Origin of the sequence: Paenibacillus sp. V4I7 (assembly GCF_030817275.1) — a bacterium.
Taxonomy (GTDB): Bacteria; Bacillota; Bacilli; order Paenibacillales; family NBRC-103111; genus Paenibacillus_E.
The window spans coordinates 1,629,709-1,645,835 of record NZ_JAUSZD010000002.1 but is presented as its reverse complement, the minus strand read 5'-3'; the positions used below and the strand labels follow the sequence as shown (position 1 = coordinate 1,645,835).

Genomic DNA, 16,127 nt, shown 5'->3' with positions numbered 1-16,127 from the left:
TTTAAATATAACATGACTTTTAATGTGAACTGAAATGGTCATTATCTTTTACTTAGAAATTCACAATTTGCCTTCACGTATTGTTCGCCAGTCGTGCTTACAACAATATCGTTATCATGAGATTGAATGATGACATTTTCACCTATTTGTTCACCCTGTAAAAAGATCGAGATTGGCTGTCGAAATACCCGCATCCTTTCAAAGTCTGAAGGTTCTATCAGTTTGCGTTGTTTTGGCATATTTTTCTCCTTTTAAATTTACTCTGATTATATTATTGCATAAATAAGGATCCGATTGCAGGTCCTATCAAAAAGGACCTTCTCAATTGTCTGAAAAGACAAAGGAAAGTCCTGTTTTATTACGGCCAAGGTTAGTCTATTTGCTAGTTAAAACGTTGCCCACGATTGCTTGTATGACTATTTCGTCGTCAGACAAACGTCCTGGCTGAAAGGGATTGCGATAGACCCATTTATCTCCAGCCAAAATACCTTTGCGATAATACCCTTAGAGGTTGCCATTCTCCCCGGCATTCAGCCGCCTTAGCTCAAGTTGAATGGGAGTGCGAAAGTCCTGCAAATAGGCTATTCTCGTATTATTATATTCCCTATTCCCTATTGCTGCGCTATTCTATAAATAATGCCTAAACAATGAAAGGTCGTTGATCATGCAATTGAAATCAGATTTCAATTTATTTCTGCGTATTAAGGGAGCAGGATACCTACTTCTGGCTATCCTTATTTACGGGATCGGCACTGGCATACTTGCTCCTATGAATGCGGTATATTTGAAGGATCATCTAGGTTTATCTAAAGGCGAGATCGCGTCCATTTTCTCTATCTCATTATTGCTGAATATGATAATTACTTTATCCGTCGGCATTGTCAGTGACAGGATCAAGGAAAAAAAACCAATTCCGATGATTGCTGCTGTAATTTGCGCAAGTGGGCTCATTATCTACATGCATGCTGACAATTATATAGAAGCTCTGACCGGCATGTCGATTGCCGTTGGCCCATCTGGATTGATCATGGGACAACTCTTTGCTATGGCCCGCAATCATTTCAAGAAACATGCCGAATCTATTATGGAAATAGCGATGCTTTGGCTTCGTGCTGGGTATAGCGTTGGTTTTTTTATGGGCCTGTTGTTCGGTGCTAATCTGTATCTGATTACAGGATTCCAAGGAGTACTCTGGGGCAATGCAGCAGGTTTTGCTGGTCTCTTCTTACTACTGCTGTTTTATAGCGAAGTTAAAGGGACGAACGAAAACGCAGACATCAAGGCCGGAGAACCGTTCTCTTTGGCCATGTTGATCGCGCTCTTGATGCTTTTATGTGCTGACGCCATCCGTGGATTGTATTTACCCTTAGTTTTCAATGAAAGGTTCGGTAGGCCAGATCTAATGTCTTACCTGTGGAGCGGCCAGGCCGTTTTTGAACTGTTATTCATGACCTTAACAGGTTATTGGGCAGCCAAGTTCGGGAGCAAATCCATCATGGTATTAGGCGGAGTATGTGCGCTCGTCACTTATACCGTCTATGCACTAGCTTCTCCTTTAGCGCTGTTTTTTACGGTTCAGCCTGTCTATTCATTGTCCATCTCTATTTTATATGGAGTAGCAATGGGTTACGTTCAGCGCATGTTTATCAACCACACTGGTTTTGGGGCCAGTTTATACCTTTTTATCTCCCAAGCAGCATCGCTCATCGGCTACTTACTGCCCGTGTTGATCCAAGGTATATCGCCAACTATTTTTATCATACCGATCACATTGGTGATGGTTGCGCTAGTTATTATTATGAATGTGCTTTATAAGGAGAAGAGAATATTGAAATCAGGATCTTTAGGAAGATAGCCAATATCGTTAAGTCTGCTCTCCCCGTACTGTTCTCTTATTGAACTTTCCTTCACCGAAAATTTGAGCTGATATAATCCCTACTAACAAAGACCATACAGGAGAGGATACCCCAACAAATGAGACATTGGAAATCGCGATTAGAAAAGCAAACAAGGTCGAGTATCGATAAGACGACTCTGAGAACGCTGCTTGCATGCTATTTAACAATACAGCCAGGAGGGCAAATCCGGATAACATCGTAATAAAAGCGGATGGCAGCATTTCAATAATCACAATGACTTTCCATGCAAAAAAACCGAATAAAGTGACTAATGCTCCGGAAACTAGTGCCGCACCTATCCGATTTTCTTTTGGCCCTGCTTCCTTACTGCTGCATAGCGCAGTCATCATCCCCCCGATGTTCACGGCATGGCCTCCAAAAAAACCGGCGATAAACGTGCCAATCCCTGAAAGCACAAGCGTCTGGTTAACTGGAGGTTGATAGTCGTTTTTCTTCAGCGCAGCTAAAGCCACTGCAATATCGTTTGTCAAAATCAGAACGGCAATCGGAATCGCAATCGAAAAGAAACTGTGAACGGTGAGGGAAGGAATAATGATTTGAGGTAAAGCAAACTCAGCAGCCTCCGGTACTCCCGGAAAATCATAGCCGATAAAAAGCCCCAAGACACCGAAGAGTATCACCCCTAGTAACGGCGGTATTGATTTCGAAATTTTGGGTGCGATAAAAAAACCTAAAATGGCCAATCCGACAATAAGAGGTGAATCCTTTAACGCCGGAATGATATTCACCACATATTGAAGAACCAAGCCGGCTAACATAGCATCAATAAAAGGCTTTGGGATGAAATCCAACGCTTTACTGAATAATCCCGTAAAGCCGAATACAGCGATAAGTCCCCCCGCCATAATGAAACCGGCTGCCAGGTCATTTAGCGTAAATTGATCGACAACCGTGCTTAGAAAAGCAACAGCCGTGATCGAGTGTGCCCCGGCAAAAGGGATCTTGTATGTCCACGTCAATACCAAATTTAGAATACCGCCTAAGCAGTAGACACAGAACAACCAGGAAATCAGCTGCGAGCGGCTAAACCCCGCTGTTTCTGCACTATTTATGATCATGATGGCGCCACCTGTGCAGGCCATCAACGCAGACATAACGCCGGTCGATAGGTTTTGTGTATTCAGAGCTGACATATACTCCCCAATCTATCCTATTGTTTTCTTCTATGAAAAGGTGACTACTCATTTACATAATAGTAGCTTAGCCTTATTGGTAAGTAACCACCCAATTTCGAGATTTCTTTCCCAACCAATCCCGCTATTTTTTCTCATCTCATCCGTCCGCTCCATTCCTTAGATGATTCAAGAAATACCAAACACTCTTGGATAAACGTTCAGCAGGCCGTGTAATAACACTCGCTACCACAGGTATTGGTGTGAACATTGTCCAAGGCAGCAGCCTCCCATAAGATAGCTCTAAACTTGCTGCTGATTCCAAGACCACTCCGTACCCCATTCCCTGCATAACAAATTGTTTAACAGTCTCGGTGGAATCGAGATGCATGATCTCCATATCCCATGTATCGTTTAAGGGTAAGGATACAATGTCTCGAGGAACAATCATCTTTCGGCTATGGAATGACAACGAAGGTTGAATACCTATCAATCGCTCCTGAGCGAATGGCGTGACTCGAAATGAAAAATGGTCGTCTGGTGGCTGCAGAGTCATTCCGATATCAATGCTGCCCATTCTGACTAATCTCTCAATTTCCTCATCCGTTCTTGTTTGAAGCTCTACCGTGATATCCGAATAAGTTTGAGTAAACGAATACATGATTTTCGGTAACAAATAAGCGGCAACTACCTGAGAGGCAGCTACAATGATTTTGCCTCGATTCCCTAGCCGATATTCCTCCATTGCCCGATAGATCTGTCCTTCCAATGACAGCATGGATTCTGCATACTCCATCAGAGTAAGTCCTGCATCTGTCACAGCGATATCTCGGCCAACAACCGTAAACAGGGGAACTCCTACTTCCTGCTCTAAACGCTTAAGCTGCATGGAAATCGCAGGTTGACTCACATAGGTTTCCTTTGCAACTTGAGTAATACTCCCCTTTTTAATAACTTGCATGAACAAGGACAAGTGTTTCGTATTCATAAGCGCCCCCAAACATATAACTAAATTGTTATGATTACATAATTTTAATGATATTTGTATTATAGATCAAATCATGTCATTCTATAGTCATTCTTTTGAAGGGGAAGTGTTTTCATTGAATATCCAAGAAATAAGAGACCAATTTCCGATTTTAAAGCAGCAAGTTAATGGACATCCTCTCGTGTATTTAGATAGTTCGGCCACATCCCAGAAGCCCTATGCGGTCATTGAAGCATTACGGGATTATTATACAAATTACAACTCCAATGTTCATCGCGGTGCACACACGTTAGGTTCATTAGCTACGGATGCATTTGAGAATGCCAGAGATAAAGTCAAATCGTTTATCCATGCCAAGGAGTCGACAGAGGTCGTGTTCACTCGCGGAACTACCGCTTCATTAAATCTAGTCGCCCAATGTTATGTGAGAGAGTTTCTAAAAGAAGGCGATGAAATCTTGACCACCTTAATGGAGCATCACAGCAATCTCATCCCTTGGCAGCAGGCAGCTAAAAAAACAGGCGCAACGCTTCGCTATATTCCCATCCAACCTGATGGCACCATTCGCTTAGAGGATGTAGAGGAAGCCATCACATCGAAAACCAAGTTCGTATCCATAACTCATGTTTCCAACGTGATGGGAACTATTCATCCTGTGAAACAGATTGCGGCAATTGCCCACCGTCACGGGGCCGTGATTTGCGTCGATGCGGCTCAAAGTGCTCCACACCTTCAGCTGGATGTTCAAGATTTGGATTGTGACTTTATGGCCTTTTCCGGTCATAAGATGGCAGGTCCAACCGGCATTGGCATTCTGTATGGTAAGAAAGCCCTCTTGGAAAAAATGGCGCCTTATGAATATGGCGGAGAAATGATCGATCACGTGGACTTATACGAATCCACTTGGAAGGAGCTCCCTTGGAAGTTTGAAGGAGGAACGCCGAATATTGCAGGCGCTATCGGGCTTGGCGCCGCCATCGATTTCCTGCAACAAATCGGGTTAACTTCCATTCGTCATCATGAGAATCAACTGGTCAAGTATGCCTTAGAGCAGCTTTCATTGATGGAAGAGATTTCGATCTATGGCCCAATGCAGCCCGAACTAAGAAGCGGCTTAGTCACCTTTAACTTATCAGACGTGCATCCGCATGATCTCGCAACCATTCTGGACGTGGAAGGAATCGCCATTCGAGCGGGCCATCACTGCTGCCAGCCTTTGATGAGATGGCTTAACGTTTCATCCACAGCTCGTGCGAGTTTTTATCTTTACAATACGGAAGAAGATATTGATGCTCTCGTAAAGGGCTTAAAGCGGGCAATATCTTATTTCAAATACGTAGCTCAATGAGAATGTGAAGGAATAAAGGGTTCTCCGCAGTCAATTACTTGGAATATTTTCCAGTTATTACGCGAATAATAATCGGGTCGTTTCTCCACTCTTGCACATTTTATCCCAGCCATTATAAAAAGATTAGCGAGTTCGTCAAACATTCTACGCGAGAGTTCAACAACGAATTCGTGAACTGTATTATACTATGGAATAAATTGATATTTCTCAAAGATGGTGGTATACATGCGCAAACCTGACCGAACAAGTAAAAAACCTCTCTATCAACAGATTTCAGACGAGATGGAGAGGAGTATCCTACATGGCGAATATCCACCTGGAAGTTTCTTGCCTTCTGAACGTAAGCTAGCCGAACGACTGGAAGTAAACCGAAGCACCGTCGTACAAGCCTATGAGGAATTACGCGCAAGAGGAATAGTCGAAAGTATCAGCGGAAGCGGTACCATGGTCAGCAATCATTTTTGGGGTATTAGGCCCAATTTAACACCCAATTGGCGTCAATATGTAGAAGGAGGCACATTTGCCCCCAATCTTCCCTATATCCGCCGGGTCCGTGAGGTTCTACGTGAGCGAGAATCAATCATTGACTTTGCTAGTGGCGAGTTATCTGCCGACTTATTCCCCAATGAGGCGATTAAGCAATTAATGAGGGACATTCCTTTCGAAGCCTACTTAGGATATGACGATCCGAGTGGGTATTTGCCGCTTAGAGAGACTCTTGTAGGTTTTTTGGAGGAAAGATTACGTATTCGAGCGACAGAAGCTTCCATCCTTATCACCTCCGGCTCACAGCAATCTCTGTATTTGATCATGCAATGTTTGTTAGCTCCTGGGGATGCGGTTGCCATTGAAGATCCGTCTTACTACTATTCTTTATCCATGTTCCAATCGGCCGAGCTCCGCATTTTTCGCTTACCTGTAAAAGAAGATGGCATCGACCCCGAAGACATTATGACGTTGTACCGCCAACATCGCATTCGCATGATTTTTTTGAATCCGAACTATCAGAACCCAACAGGGACAATCCTTCATGCATCTAAAAGAGAGGCCTTACTGAAGATCGCTGCTGAACTTGGTATACCCATCGTAGAAGATGATCCTTTCAGCCTTACTTCCTTTGATCATTCTCCTCCTGATACGTTGAAATCCATCGATACCCACGGTTCCGTACTCTATGTTGGCTCCTTATCCAAGGTTGCAGCTTCAGGATTACGGATCGGCTGGTTGGTAGCTCCCCAGGCTGTCATACAACGATTAGCTGATGCTCGCCAGCAAATGGACTTTGGCCTAAGCATTGTCCCACAGTGGCTTGCTAATAAATTTCTGGGATCGGATTTATTTGATAAACATATGCACTTCCTAAGGGACTCCCTTTCTCTGAAGCAGCATCTTATGATTCGATCCCTTCAGCAAGAGTTACCTGATCAAATCAGCTTTACCCCTGCTCGAGGAGGTTTAAATATATGGTGCACTATCAAGGACAAGCTTGACGATCAGAAGTTATTAGAGGAAGCGATAAAACGAGGGGTTGTCTTTATGCCCGGAACCGTATTTGGCTCTGAGCCTGGACATCTAAGATTAAGCTTTGCTCGTCCCTCTATGGATGAGATCGCTCCTGGCATAGCCAAATTAGCTCAGGCTTTTCATGCATTAATACAGAAATGTGAATAGGATTGTGAAAGCAGCCCTTCGCTATTTACATAGGAAGGGCTGCTTACTATTATACTGACTTAAAAATTTATTCTTCCAGTCCTTGACATTGCAGTATGACTCTAATACAATAAAAATGTAAGTAAGTACTTGCATTAAAGAAGGGTAGATAAATGAGCAGCAATCCAAGTACGAGTGATAAACTTCTGTTAGCAACAATCGATCTCATGGCAGAAAAAGGGTACGATGGTACCACAACGAAGGAAATCGCTGCTGTTGCCGGAGTAAACGAAGTGACGTTGTTTCGCCATTTCGGAACGAAAGAGAAACTGCTAGCGGCTGCCTTCAACCGTTATCACTATGCCTTAGAGATGACTAAGCTTTTTAGCGAATCTCTGACAGGCGAGCTGTATGAGGACCTTCTTATCATCAGCCGAAAGTATCATACTCTCATGAATCGGAATAGAAAACTGTTTCAGATCATTCAAAAAGGAAGCAGCAGTCTCCCTCCAGAAGTATATCAGGAGGCCCGCCGCCATCCTCTCGAACTTAGGAAGCTTTTAACGAATTATTTGGTTTCCATGTCTGAGCAAGGTAAAGTGATAACTTCAAAACCTGACATACAGGCATATGCTTTCATGTTGATGAATCATGGTGCGTTCAATAGTAACTTGTCCCCCATCGATTTGGACGAATTTATCGAGGAAGGCGTGCGGTTATTCGCTAGGGCATTAACTCCCTAGCTTTTTTACAAACCATTATGCAAGTATGTGCTTGCATTCATACTAAGGAGCGATGAACCATGAATTCTGAAACAACGCTGCAAAAAGGCCCTATCTTAATGCGCTTATTGATGTTTACCGTTATGATGTCATCGATGAGCGCCCTTATGTTTAATGTTGTGCTTCCGCAAATCAGCGAGGAGTTTCATCTTACCCTTGCTCAGGTGAGCTGGCTGTCATCCGCCTATACGCTTATCTATGCGTTTGGAACTGTGACTTATGGGAAACTGGCAGACAGATTCCAACTGAAGAGCCTATTGACGTTCGGTCTGACGTTATTTGCGGCTGGTTCTCTAATGGGACTCGTTTCCCAGACATTCTGGTTCGCACTTCTCGGAAGGTGCCTGCAATCTGCGGGGGCTGCAGCTATTCCGGCAATTGCGTTGATTATCCCTGTACGATATTTTTCGCCTGAGAAGAGGGGCTCCGCATTAAGCATGTCAGCCGTTGGGATTGCGCTCGGAAGCGCTCTTGCGCCTGTTATTTCCGCTACTATCGTCAGCTTTGCGAATTGGAGATGGCTGTTTCTGCCTTCCCTGTTGATTTTGTTACTGCTGCCGCTGTATCGAAAATATCTCGAGCATGAAGTGAAACAAGCTCCGCGAAAATTCGATTGGCTTGGTGGAAGCTTGCTCGCCGCATCCATTGCGCTGCTTCTGCTTGGGGTCACGAATCGAACCTGGTGGTATTTGGTTATCGGATTAGTGTCCTTAATTCTCTTCATCGTACGAATTCGTACCGCCGAAGAACCTTTTATCCAACCTCAGCTGTTTCGTAACAAGAAGTATTCCATCGCAACAACACTGGCGTTTCTCATCAGTGGCATAGGCGTTTCCTTGTATTTTTTAACTCCGATTCTGTTTTCGGAAGTTTATCATCTTGGTTCCAATTGGATCGGTTTCGCCATGGTCCCTGCGGCGGCAGCCTCCGCCCTTCTAGGGAGAAAAGGCGGGAAACTGGCGGATCTGAAAGGCAACTCCTATCTGTTCTCGGTTGCTTCCGGTTCGTTAATTACCTGTTTTGTCTTGTTGTCCATCTTTACAGGAATCTCGCCGCTATGGATCTCATTCTTTTTGATTTTCGGTAACGTAGGCCAATCTTTCATGCAGATTGCAATGTCCAATTCCATCTCAAGATCATTGCCCAATGATCAGGTTGGCGTGGGTATGGGTCTTTTTTCGATGGTCAGTTTTATAGCTCAAGGGATAGCTGCAGGCATATACGGTATTGTGGCTACCCAGGGACCCTCCGTACATTGGAATCCGTTAAATGTGGATTCGAACAGTTACCTATTCAGCAATTTTTATCTCGTTCTTGCCGCAATGCATGTGGGGATCTTGTTCTTCTATCACTTGCAATTCCGTACCAAGAAAATAAGTGTTGCAATAGAACACTGAACAAATCATTGATTTGGGAGGGAACATAAAGATGAATGGTAATGTGAGGCAAATTATTATCGACCAATTGCTTTCATGGCCAGAAGTAACTCAGCAGCCACACCGTTTCGGAGGGATTGAATTTTTGTTTAGCGGAAAAGAAATTGGTCATCTACATGGAGATCATCTAGTCGACTTGCTCATGCCAAAATCGTTTCGCGATCAGCTTATAGTTTCAGGGCGTGCGCAACCCCATCATATGTATCCTGATTCCGGTTGGGTATCTGTTTATTTAACGTCAAATGGGGATGTTACTAACGCCATTGAACTTCTACGATTCAAGTATGATTATCTAGTGGCAAAACGAAATAAGTGATGATAAGAACACTCCATATTATTTTTAGTTTGGTATTCGATGAGGACCCTCCGGCACTATGCCTGAGGGTTTTCCTGTACGTATGAATCAACAGGATTTACTATTTCACCAAAATGTCGCATTTGTAATCAAGTACGTGGAGTAAAATTTCATAATATTGGCATTCTATTAGGATCTAACCATTCATTCTGTCCTGAACAGTAGGTGATCCTATAGATAAGTACAAAAAGCAAGAGAAATGGTTAATATGGCTCTGTATCATTGTGGCTTCGCTCATGCTTCTTTCCTGGCTCCGGCAGATGATCGCATAGTACTAATAACTGTTTTCCCAAGCAATTTCAAGCTGAAAAGGAGTATATCACATATGACTTATGATCCTGTGCTTTATAGCCGAATGCTCACAGAGCTCACATTCGCCTTCCATATTATCTTCGCTACCGTAGGTGTCGGTATTCCAATCATGATCGCATTCGCCGAATGGTCTGGCATTAAACGAAACGATCCTTACTACCTGCTTCTTGCGCGGCGCTGGGCCCGCGGCTTCGTTATAACCGTCGCAGTTGGTGTTGTCACAGGAACCGCAATAGGTCTCCAGCTCAGCCTGCTATGGCCAAGCTTTATGCGCGTTGCCGGCCAAGCTATTGCCTTGCCTTTGTTTATGGAGACCTTCGCCTTTTTCTTTGAAGCTATATTTTTAGGCATCTATCTATACACATGGGATCGATTCCGCAAGCCCATCACTCATTTCTTACTCAATATTCCGGTCATGCTGGGATCTTCAGCGTCTGCTTTTTTTATCACAACGGTTAACGCGTTTATGAATACCCCGCAGGGCTTTAAGATGAACAACGGCTCCATTACTGACATTCAGCCGCTCGTAGCCATGTTTAATCCCGCTACTCCAACGAAGGTCGCACATGTGCTTTCTTCTGCTTATATGACAAGCGCCTTCGTCCTTGCGGCGATAGCCGGAGCTGCTTTGCTTAAGAAGCGCGATTCGCTCTATCACCGTAAAGCACTCAAGCTAACGATGGTTGCGGCTCTTATTTTTTCAATTACAACTGCACTTATTGGAGATCTTTCCGGGAAATTTTTGGCTAAATATCAACCCGAGAAGCTGGCTGCCGCTGAATGGCATTTTGAGACGGCTAGACAAGTGCCGCTTGTTCTAGGGGGGATATTAACAGAAGATCATCAGATTAAATATGGGTTAAAAATCCCATTCGCCCTAAGTATTCTAGCTCACGATAACCCGAATTCAGAAGTTCAGGGCTTAAATGAAACACCTGTTGCTGAGCAACCTCCTCTTATTGTTCATTACTATTTTGATTCGATGGTCACGATAGGCATCTTCCTTACGGTACTTTCTATGGCATCTGTTTGGATGGTTTACAAATTAAAGAGTATCCAATATCCCAGTTGGCTGTTGAGGTTGGTCGTCCTTTCAGGCCCTCTTGCCATTTTGGGAATTGAATTGGGTTGGATTTACGCCGAGGTAGGACGACAGCCTTGGATACTTCGAGGTTATATGAAGACCGTCCATGGAGCGACCACCTCCACACATGTGGATTTGATGCTCCTTTTGTTCTGCATCCTATATATAGCTATTGGATTCACTTTGGTCAAAGTACTAAGGAAAATGTTCACGAACAGCGATGTACAAGAAGAACTCAAGAGCAGAGGAATTGAGGGGGGGCCAACACAATGAAGTACGAGTTAATGGGCATTACGGTCCTATGGATATTTCTGTACGGCTATCTGATCGTTGCTTCCATTGATTTCGGGGCAGGCTTCTTTAGCTATTACTCCTACGCTACAGGAAAAAAACATCTCGTTGAAAACATCATCAAACGTTACCTATCACCGGTATGGGAAGTAACGAATGTTTTCCTAGTTTTCTTCTTTGTCGGCATAGTCGGCTTCTTTCCGGATAGCTCGTATTACTTTGGAACTGCCCTTCTGGTGCCTGGCAGCATCGCGATTGTTCTACTTGCGATACGCGGCTCTTACTATGCTTTTAGTATTTATGGTCAAATGCAAAAACAAAGCCACTTGTATACATTTTTGTATGGAGCCACCGGCCTCCTCATTCCCGCTTCCTTATCAACCGTCCTGACGATATCCGAGGGAGGTTATATGACAGAGGAGAATGGCAAGGTTATTTTACACTTTAGCAAGCTCTTCACAAGCTCCTATTCCTGGTCGGTTGTGCTGCTTGCACTTGTTAGCGTTCTGTACATTTCTGCGATGTTTCTTTCCTACTATGCCAACAAAGCCCAGGATTATGAAGCTCTTGAAATCGTCCGGAGCTACGCACTAGGCTGGAGTCCACCCACAATTGTGTGCAGTATATTTGTTTTTTTCGCTATTCGCTGGCACAATCCGGAGCATTTTCGGGCTATGCTGGATCTGTCTTGGATGTTCGTCGCTTCGTTACTATGCTTCATAGCGGCCGTCTATCTGATTTATAAACGAAAAAGCTATGGCTGGGCATTTATTCTTGTTATGCTGCAATTTGCCTTTGCCTTCTTCGGATATGGAGCTTCCCACTTGCCGTATATCCTTTACCCGTTTATTACGATTCACCAAAATTTCACGAACGATGCTATGGCTATCTCGCTAATTGTCGTTTTCCTTGCTGGATTATGTCTGCTTATCCCATCACTTGTTCTACTGATGCGGCTGTTCCTATTCGACGCTGAGTATGTGCGAGGGAATCCCTCCAAGAAAGGGTGATGATTATGGAATTCTTTCTGCTTATGATTGCGCCTTTTCTTCTTGTGGCGTTTTCCCTCGGGATCTTATTCATGTTGTTCGCAAGAGGGCAGGATAAGTTTCCTGAATAATCCATTTGAATTCATGCTATAGCAATATAAAGAAACAGGCTGATTTGAGAAACATTTCTCTTAATGAACTTAAATAACAAAAGAGGATATGCAGCTGCATATCCCTTGAGTCATTCTATGAAAATTTTAACTCTTGAAAATTAACAATATATTCATCTAATTTTTGACTAAGATTAACTACTTTCTCATGCGTTAAACTTCCGTGTAAATATGCTTCTTCTATCATTTCAATGCGTAATGCTTCGATTTTTTCTAATAATAGTAGTTCCATATCCCTCATTCACACCAATTCTGTTCAATATGGTTTGTATCCCTATTATAAAACAGGATGCTGGAAAAGGTAATGATTGGGTCGGCTAAATTTATGACAAATTTGTGAAATATTATTTCAACATAGAATATTAATTCTGTTTTTTTGCACCTTCATGTCATATGCTGATGATGGGTATCTAACATGATCGAACATGGTTGGATGGAACGACAAAGTTGTGTTTTATACAACAATAAGCAAGTTAATCCGCGTTATTCATTCGAATATTGTAATAAATAAAACAATTTCAGCCGAAAGTAGCTCTTTTTCCTACAAAAAAGGCTAAATTGTTGTATAACATACTATATTCGTAGCTTACCAAGAAGAAATCAATGAAATTACTGTACGGAGTGCAACTTGCCCTTCTAATTCTCCATTTCTTCAAAAAACCAGAAAATAAATACTAGGAAAACATAGTTTCTTACCGAATAAATGACTATGCATTTCCCACAATCTCACTTAGCCTAATAATAATCCGCAGCTAACTAACTATCCAAAATCAGGTAAGCTTCGTCGCCTATCCCCTAACCCTTAAAAAAATAAGCCGCCGGCTATATACCGGACGGCCTTGTGATAAGAGATTATTGAATGGATTCCAGATGCTCGGAGAGACGATCCCAAGTTTCAGTAATTCCTTGCTCCATTCCCATTTCCATGACGGCTTTGAGCGCTTCGGGTGAAGCGTATCGTCCGCGGTTGACAAGCTTCGTCTTGCCTTCATGCTCTATAAAAGTCATCGTTACATGAGCCGATGGCATACCCTCCGTTTCATTCCCTTCGGCATCTGAGAAGTAATCGACATAAACGATTTTCTCCGCCTCAACGATTTCTCCATAGACTGCCTTGCCCCAAGATTCGTATCCGTAGAAATCCCCTTGTTTCTCATCGATACACTTCATGCAGTAATGCCAGATACCACCCGGACGAAAATCGACATTGCAAACTGTAAGCGTCCAACCGCGAGGTCCCCACCAGTGCTTTAGATGTTCAGCTTCGGAGAATGCTTTGAATACAAGCTCGCGCGGCGCGTTAAAAACACGCTCCAAAATTAGTTCCTGACCCTCTACTTTGGTAATCATTTGGTTTGACATTGAAAATCCTCCTAAAATTTAGTTTTGTTTGTTTTGTTTGTCTTTCAGCTTCTGCAGGTAATTCTCCAGAGCGTCAAGTCGTTCATCCCAGACACTGCGGTAGGTTTCAAGCCAAGTGTCCAGTTCTTGAAATGGTTCCAATCGAAGCTTGTAGTTCCGGCGATTGGCGACAGCCTGCACTTCGACTAGTCCAGCCTCCAGCAGGACACGTAAATGCTTCGAGGCTTGAGGCTGGCGAAGCCCAAGGCCATCGGCGATATCCCCTACTGTCAAGGGACCGTCTAACAGGAGTTCAACAATGCGTAAACGGTTGGGTTCGGCAAGTGCGTTAAATGTTGTGTTATTCATGATGATGTTTTCCACTTCCTGTTCTAGTCAAGTCAGGCCACCTCGTTTCGTTAGCAAGTTACCTTATTTCTATTTACAATATACCTTGATTGGAATATTCCTGTCAAGGAATATTATAAAAATAAAATCAAAACTGAGTCAAAAAAAAGAAGTGCGTCTAAGTAAACGCACTTCTTTCTATTTCCGATAATTTCTGGGAAGCTATTGAAATTAGTTAACCATTTCTTACGAATGAAAATCTTGCCCAGAACGAACTTCTTTGACATAGCCGGCGCGAATGACAAAATCGCCGAAATGCTCGTTTTCTTGCCGTTCCTTCGCATATTGATTAACAATCGGTCGTAGCGACTCCAGAATCTCCGCTTCTCCGATGTTTTCCTTATATAATTTGTTCAGTCGGTTTCCGGAATGTCCACCGCCCAAATACATGTTGTATTTGCCAGGAGCCTTGCCAATGAACGCGATCTCCGCCAGCATTGGGCGGGCGCATCCATTCGGACAACCGGTCATGCGAATGATGATTTCTTTGTCACTCAAACCAGCTTCTTCCAACATCGGCTCGATTTTATCGATTAAGTCGGGAAGGTAGCGCTCGGCTTCAGCCATCGCCATACCGCAAGTCGGCAGAGACACGCAAGCCATAGAGCTTCTGCGCAATGCGGAGTTTTGAAGCCCATCCGTAAGTCCGTATTCTTTGATCAGCTCTTCAATCTTTTTCTTCTTCTGAGTGCTTACATTACCGATCACCAGATTCTGGTTCGCCGTAAGTCTGAAATCCCCGGTATGCACTTTGGCAATTTCACGAAGTCCGGTCATCAGTTGGTAGTTATCCTCGTCTTTAACACGACCGTTTTGAATAAACAGGTTGAAATGCCATTTCCCGTTACTTCCCTTAACCCAACCATAGCGATCTCCATTATGATCAAAATGGTATGGACGCGCAGCTTCGAGCTTCCAACCTAAACGAGCAGTTAATTCACCAACGAACCAATCAATGCCGCGGTCATCAATCGTATATTTAAAACGTGCATGTTTCCGTACAGAGCGATCGCCATAATCCCGTTGAATCGTAACCGTCTTCTCTGCCAAATCAACCATTTGATCCGCCGTGATGAACCCGATCACTTGGGCTACCTGCGGGTAAGTCAACGGGTCGCCATGACTCATCCCCATGCCGCCACCTACAGATACATTGAAGCCTTTCAAACGTCCATCTTCAACAATAGCAATGAAACCCAAATCCTGCGAGAAGACATCCACATCATTGGAAGGAGGTACTGCAATACCGATTTTGAACTTACGCGGCAAATACACCTTTCCATAGATCGGCTCTTGCTCTACCCCATCTTGGCTGTCCACTACCTTCTCGCCGTCAAGCCAGATCTCGTGATAGGCCTTGGTCTGTGGATCAAGATGGTTGCTCACGCGGCAGGCCCATTCGTATACTTCAGCATGAACATCTGACTGGTAAGGATTCGGATTACACATGACGTTTCGGTTAACGTCACCGCAAGCAGCTAGCGTGCTCAGCAACGAATCATTCACTTCACGAATCGTCTTCTTCAAATTCCACTTCAGCACGCCGTGAAGCTGGAAAGATTGACGAGTCGTCAGACGAATTGTACCGTTAGCATACTTCTGTGCGACCTCGTCCATCATCAACCATTGCTCTGGTGTAACGACTCCGCCAGCGGCACGCACACGCAGCATGAACTGATAAGCAGGCTCTAGCTTCTGCTTCTGCCGTTCGTTGCGCAGATCCCTGTCATCCTGCATATAACTTCCGTGAAACTTCATCAAACGGTTATCATCCTCGGGGATGGACCCCGTAATTGCGTCTTTCAGCGTCTCTTCGAGACTCCCCCGCAAGTAATTGGTTCTAATTTTAATGTGCTCTACTTCGCTGTGCGGCGCACTGTTCTTTGAAAGTAAATTGTTTTCTGACATATTGGCCTTTCTCCTCTCGCGATCTTTGGGATTT

At 43.8% G+C, this 16,127-nt stretch carries 16 protein-coding genes; 9 read left to right on the top strand and 7 right to left on the bottom strand.

What is annotated here, in order from left to right:
* Window positions 1–41: 41 nt before the first annotated feature.
* Entirely contained in the window at window positions 42–239 is a 198-nt protein-coding gene (locus QFZ80_RS08585) for a hypothetical protein (protein ID WP_307547430.1), read from the bottom strand.
* Window positions 240–664: 425 nt separating this feature from the next.
* On the opposite strand from QFZ80_RS08585, the gene QFZ80_RS08580 reads away from it, so the two are divergent.
* Entirely contained in the window at window positions 665–1,855 is a 1,191-nt protein-coding gene (locus QFZ80_RS08580; protein ID WP_307558394.1) for an MFS transporter, read from the top strand.
* Between the two features lie 9 nt (window positions 1,856–1,864).
* On the opposite strand, the gene QFZ80_RS08575 is transcribed toward QFZ80_RS08580, so the two are convergent.
* Together QFZ80_RS08575 and QFZ80_RS08570 are read right to left on the bottom strand one after the other, a co-directional pair.
* Window positions 1,865–3,052: a benzoate/H(+) symporter BenE family transporter gene (locus QFZ80_RS08575; protein WP_307558392.1), complete on the bottom strand. Its 1,188-nt coding sequence runs from the start codon at window positions 3,050–3,052 to the stop codon at window positions 1,865–1,867.
* A 139-nt stretch (window positions 3,053–3,191) separates the two neighbouring features.
* A complete protein-coding gene (locus QFZ80_RS08570; protein WP_307558390.1) occupies window positions 3,192–4,019 on the bottom strand; it encodes a LysR family transcriptional regulator in 828 nt (275 codons plus the stop codon).
* 115 nt (window positions 4,020–4,134) lie between these two features.
* On the opposite strand from QFZ80_RS08570, the gene QFZ80_RS08565 reads away from it, so the two are divergent.
* The 8 genes from QFZ80_RS08565 (at window position 4,135) to cydS (ending at window position 12,397) form a co-directional block, all read left to right on the top strand.
* Window positions 4,135–5,367: a cysteine desulfurase gene (locus QFZ80_RS08565; protein ID WP_307558388.1), complete on the top strand. Its 1,233-nt coding sequence runs from the start codon at window positions 4,135–4,137 to the stop codon at window positions 5,365–5,367.
* A 225-nt stretch (window positions 5,368–5,592) separates the two neighbouring features.
* Window positions 5,593–7,038, top strand: coding sequence for a MocR-like pyridoxine biosynthesis transcription factor PdxR (gene pdxR / locus QFZ80_RS08560; protein WP_307558386.1), 1,446 nt, complete (start codon window positions 5,593–5,595; stop codon window positions 7,036–7,038).
* A 152-nt stretch (window positions 7,039–7,190) separates the two neighbouring features.
* On the top strand, window positions 7,191–7,760 hold the full coding sequence (locus QFZ80_RS08555; RefSeq protein ID WP_307558384.1) for a TetR/AcrR family transcriptional regulator: 570 nt from the start codon (window positions 7,191–7,193) through the stop codon (window positions 7,758–7,760).
* Between the two features lie 59 nt (window positions 7,761–7,819).
* Window positions 7,820–9,196, top strand: coding sequence for an MFS transporter (locus QFZ80_RS08550; RefSeq protein ID WP_307558381.1), 1,377 nt, complete (start codon window positions 7,820–7,822; stop codon window positions 9,194–9,196).
* Window positions 9,197–9,227: 31 nt separating this feature from the next.
* On the top strand, window positions 9,228–9,551 hold the full coding sequence (locus QFZ80_RS08545; protein WP_307558379.1) for a luciferase domain-containing protein: 324 nt from the start codon (window positions 9,228–9,230) through the stop codon (window positions 9,549–9,551).
* Window positions 9,552–9,915: 364 nt separating this feature from the next.
* Window positions 9,916–11,259: a cytochrome ubiquinol oxidase subunit I gene (locus QFZ80_RS08540; RefSeq protein ID WP_307547439.1), complete on the top strand. Its 1,344-nt coding sequence runs from the start codon at window positions 9,916–9,918 to the stop codon at window positions 11,257–11,259.
* On the top strand, window positions 11,256–12,287 hold the full coding sequence (locus QFZ80_RS08535; RefSeq protein ID WP_307547440.1) for a cytochrome d ubiquinol oxidase subunit II: 1,032 nt from the start codon (window positions 11,256–11,258) through the stop codon (window positions 12,285–12,287). The genes QFZ80_RS08540 and QFZ80_RS08535 overlap by 4 nt, the downstream gene beginning before the upstream one ends.
* 5 nt (window positions 12,288–12,292) lie before the next feature.
* Complete coding sequence (cydS, locus tag QFZ80_RS38915; RefSeq protein WP_483874711.1) at window positions 12,293–12,397, top strand: cytochrome bd oxidase small subunit CydS family protein; 105 nt, start codon at window positions 12,293–12,295, stop codon at window positions 12,395–12,397.
* A gap of 115 nt (window positions 12,398–12,512) precedes the next feature.
* Here the strand turns inward: cydS and QFZ80_RS08530 are convergent, their stop codons facing one another.
* The 4 genes from QFZ80_RS08530 to cysI all read right to left on the bottom strand — a co-directional run bounded on the left by QFZ80_RS08530 (window position 12,513) and on the right by cysI (window position 16,093).
* Window positions 12,513–12,668, bottom strand: coding sequence for an aspartyl-phosphate phosphatase Spo0E family protein (locus QFZ80_RS08530; protein WP_307547441.1), 156 nt, complete (start codon window positions 12,666–12,668; stop codon window positions 12,513–12,515).
* Between the two features lie 620 nt (window positions 12,669–13,288).
* Entirely contained in the window at window positions 13,289–13,798 is a 510-nt protein-coding gene (locus QFZ80_RS08525; protein ID WP_307547442.1) for an SRPBCC domain-containing protein, read from the bottom strand.
* A gap of 18 nt (window positions 13,799–13,816) precedes the next feature.
* Window positions 13,817–14,146 carry an ArsR/SmtB family transcription factor gene (locus QFZ80_RS08520; RefSeq protein ID WP_307547443.1) on the bottom strand — a complete coding sequence of 110 codons (330 nt, stop codon included), beginning with the start codon at window positions 14,144–14,146 and terminating at the stop codon, window positions 13,817–13,819.
* A gap of 225 nt (window positions 14,147–14,371) precedes the next feature.
* Window positions 14,372–16,093: an assimilatory sulfite reductase (NADPH) hemoprotein subunit gene (gene cysI, locus QFZ80_RS08515; protein WP_307558377.1), complete on the bottom strand. Its 1,722-nt coding sequence runs from the start codon at window positions 16,091–16,093 to the stop codon at window positions 14,372–14,374.
* Between the last annotated feature and the right edge of the window lie 34 nt (window positions 16,094–16,127).

Excerpts from the sequence above, each read along its gene's own strand:
- QFZ80_RS08550 (WP_307558381.1), top strand. The coding sequence starts at position 7,820 with ATGAATTCTGAAACAACGCTGCAAAAAGGCCCTATCTTAATGCGCTTA.
- QFZ80_RS08580 (WP_307558394.1), top strand. The coding sequence starts at position 665 with ATGCAATTGAAATCAGATTTCAATTTATTTCTGCGTATTAAGGGAGCA.
- QFZ80_RS08570 (WP_307558390.1), bottom strand. The coding sequence starts at position 4,019 with ATGAATACGAAACACTTGTCCTTGTTCATGCAAGTTATTAAAAAGGGG.
- QFZ80_RS08540 (WP_307547439.1), top strand. The coding sequence starts at position 9,916 with ATGACTTATGATCCTGTGCTTTATAGCCGAATGCTCACAGAGCTCACA.
- QFZ80_RS08545 (WP_307558379.1), top strand. The coding sequence starts at position 9,228 with ATGAATGGTAATGTGAGGCAAATTATTATCGACCAATTGCTTTCATGG.
- QFZ80_RS08555 (WP_307558384.1), top strand. The coding sequence starts at position 7,191 with ATGAGCAGCAATCCAAGTACGAGTGATAAACTTCTGTTAGCAACAATC.
- pdxR (WP_307558386.1), top strand. The coding sequence starts at position 5,593 with ATGCGCAAACCTGACCGAACAAGTAAAAAACCTCTCTATCAACAGATT.
- QFZ80_RS08525 (WP_307547442.1), bottom strand. The coding sequence starts at position 13,798 with ATGTCAAACCAAATGATTACCAAAGTAGAGGGTCAGGAACTAATTTTG.
- cysI (WP_307558377.1), bottom strand. The coding sequence starts at position 16,093 with ATGTCAGAAAACAATTTACTTTCAAAGAACAGTGCGCCGCACAGCGAA.
- QFZ80_RS08520 (WP_307547443.1), bottom strand. The coding sequence starts at position 14,146 with ATGAATAACACAACATTTAACGCACTTGCCGAACCCAACCGTTTACGC.
- QFZ80_RS08530 (WP_307547441.1), bottom strand. The coding sequence starts at position 12,668 with ATGGAACTACTATTATTAGAAAAAATCGAAGCATTACGCATTGAAATG.
- cydS (WP_483874711.1), top strand. The coding sequence starts at position 12,293 with ATGGAATTCTTTCTGCTTATGATTGCGCCTTTTCTTCTTGTGGCGTTT.
- QFZ80_RS08535 (WP_307547440.1), top strand. The coding sequence starts at position 11,256 with ATGAAGTACGAGTTAATGGGCATTACGGTCCTATGGATATTTCTGTAC.
- QFZ80_RS08585 (WP_307547430.1), bottom strand. The coding sequence starts at position 239 with ATGCCAAAACAACGCAAACTGATAGAACCTTCAGACTTTGAAAGGATG.
- QFZ80_RS08575 (WP_307558392.1), bottom strand. The coding sequence starts at position 3,052 with ATGTCAGCTCTGAATACACAAAACCTATCGACCGGCGTTATGTCTGCG.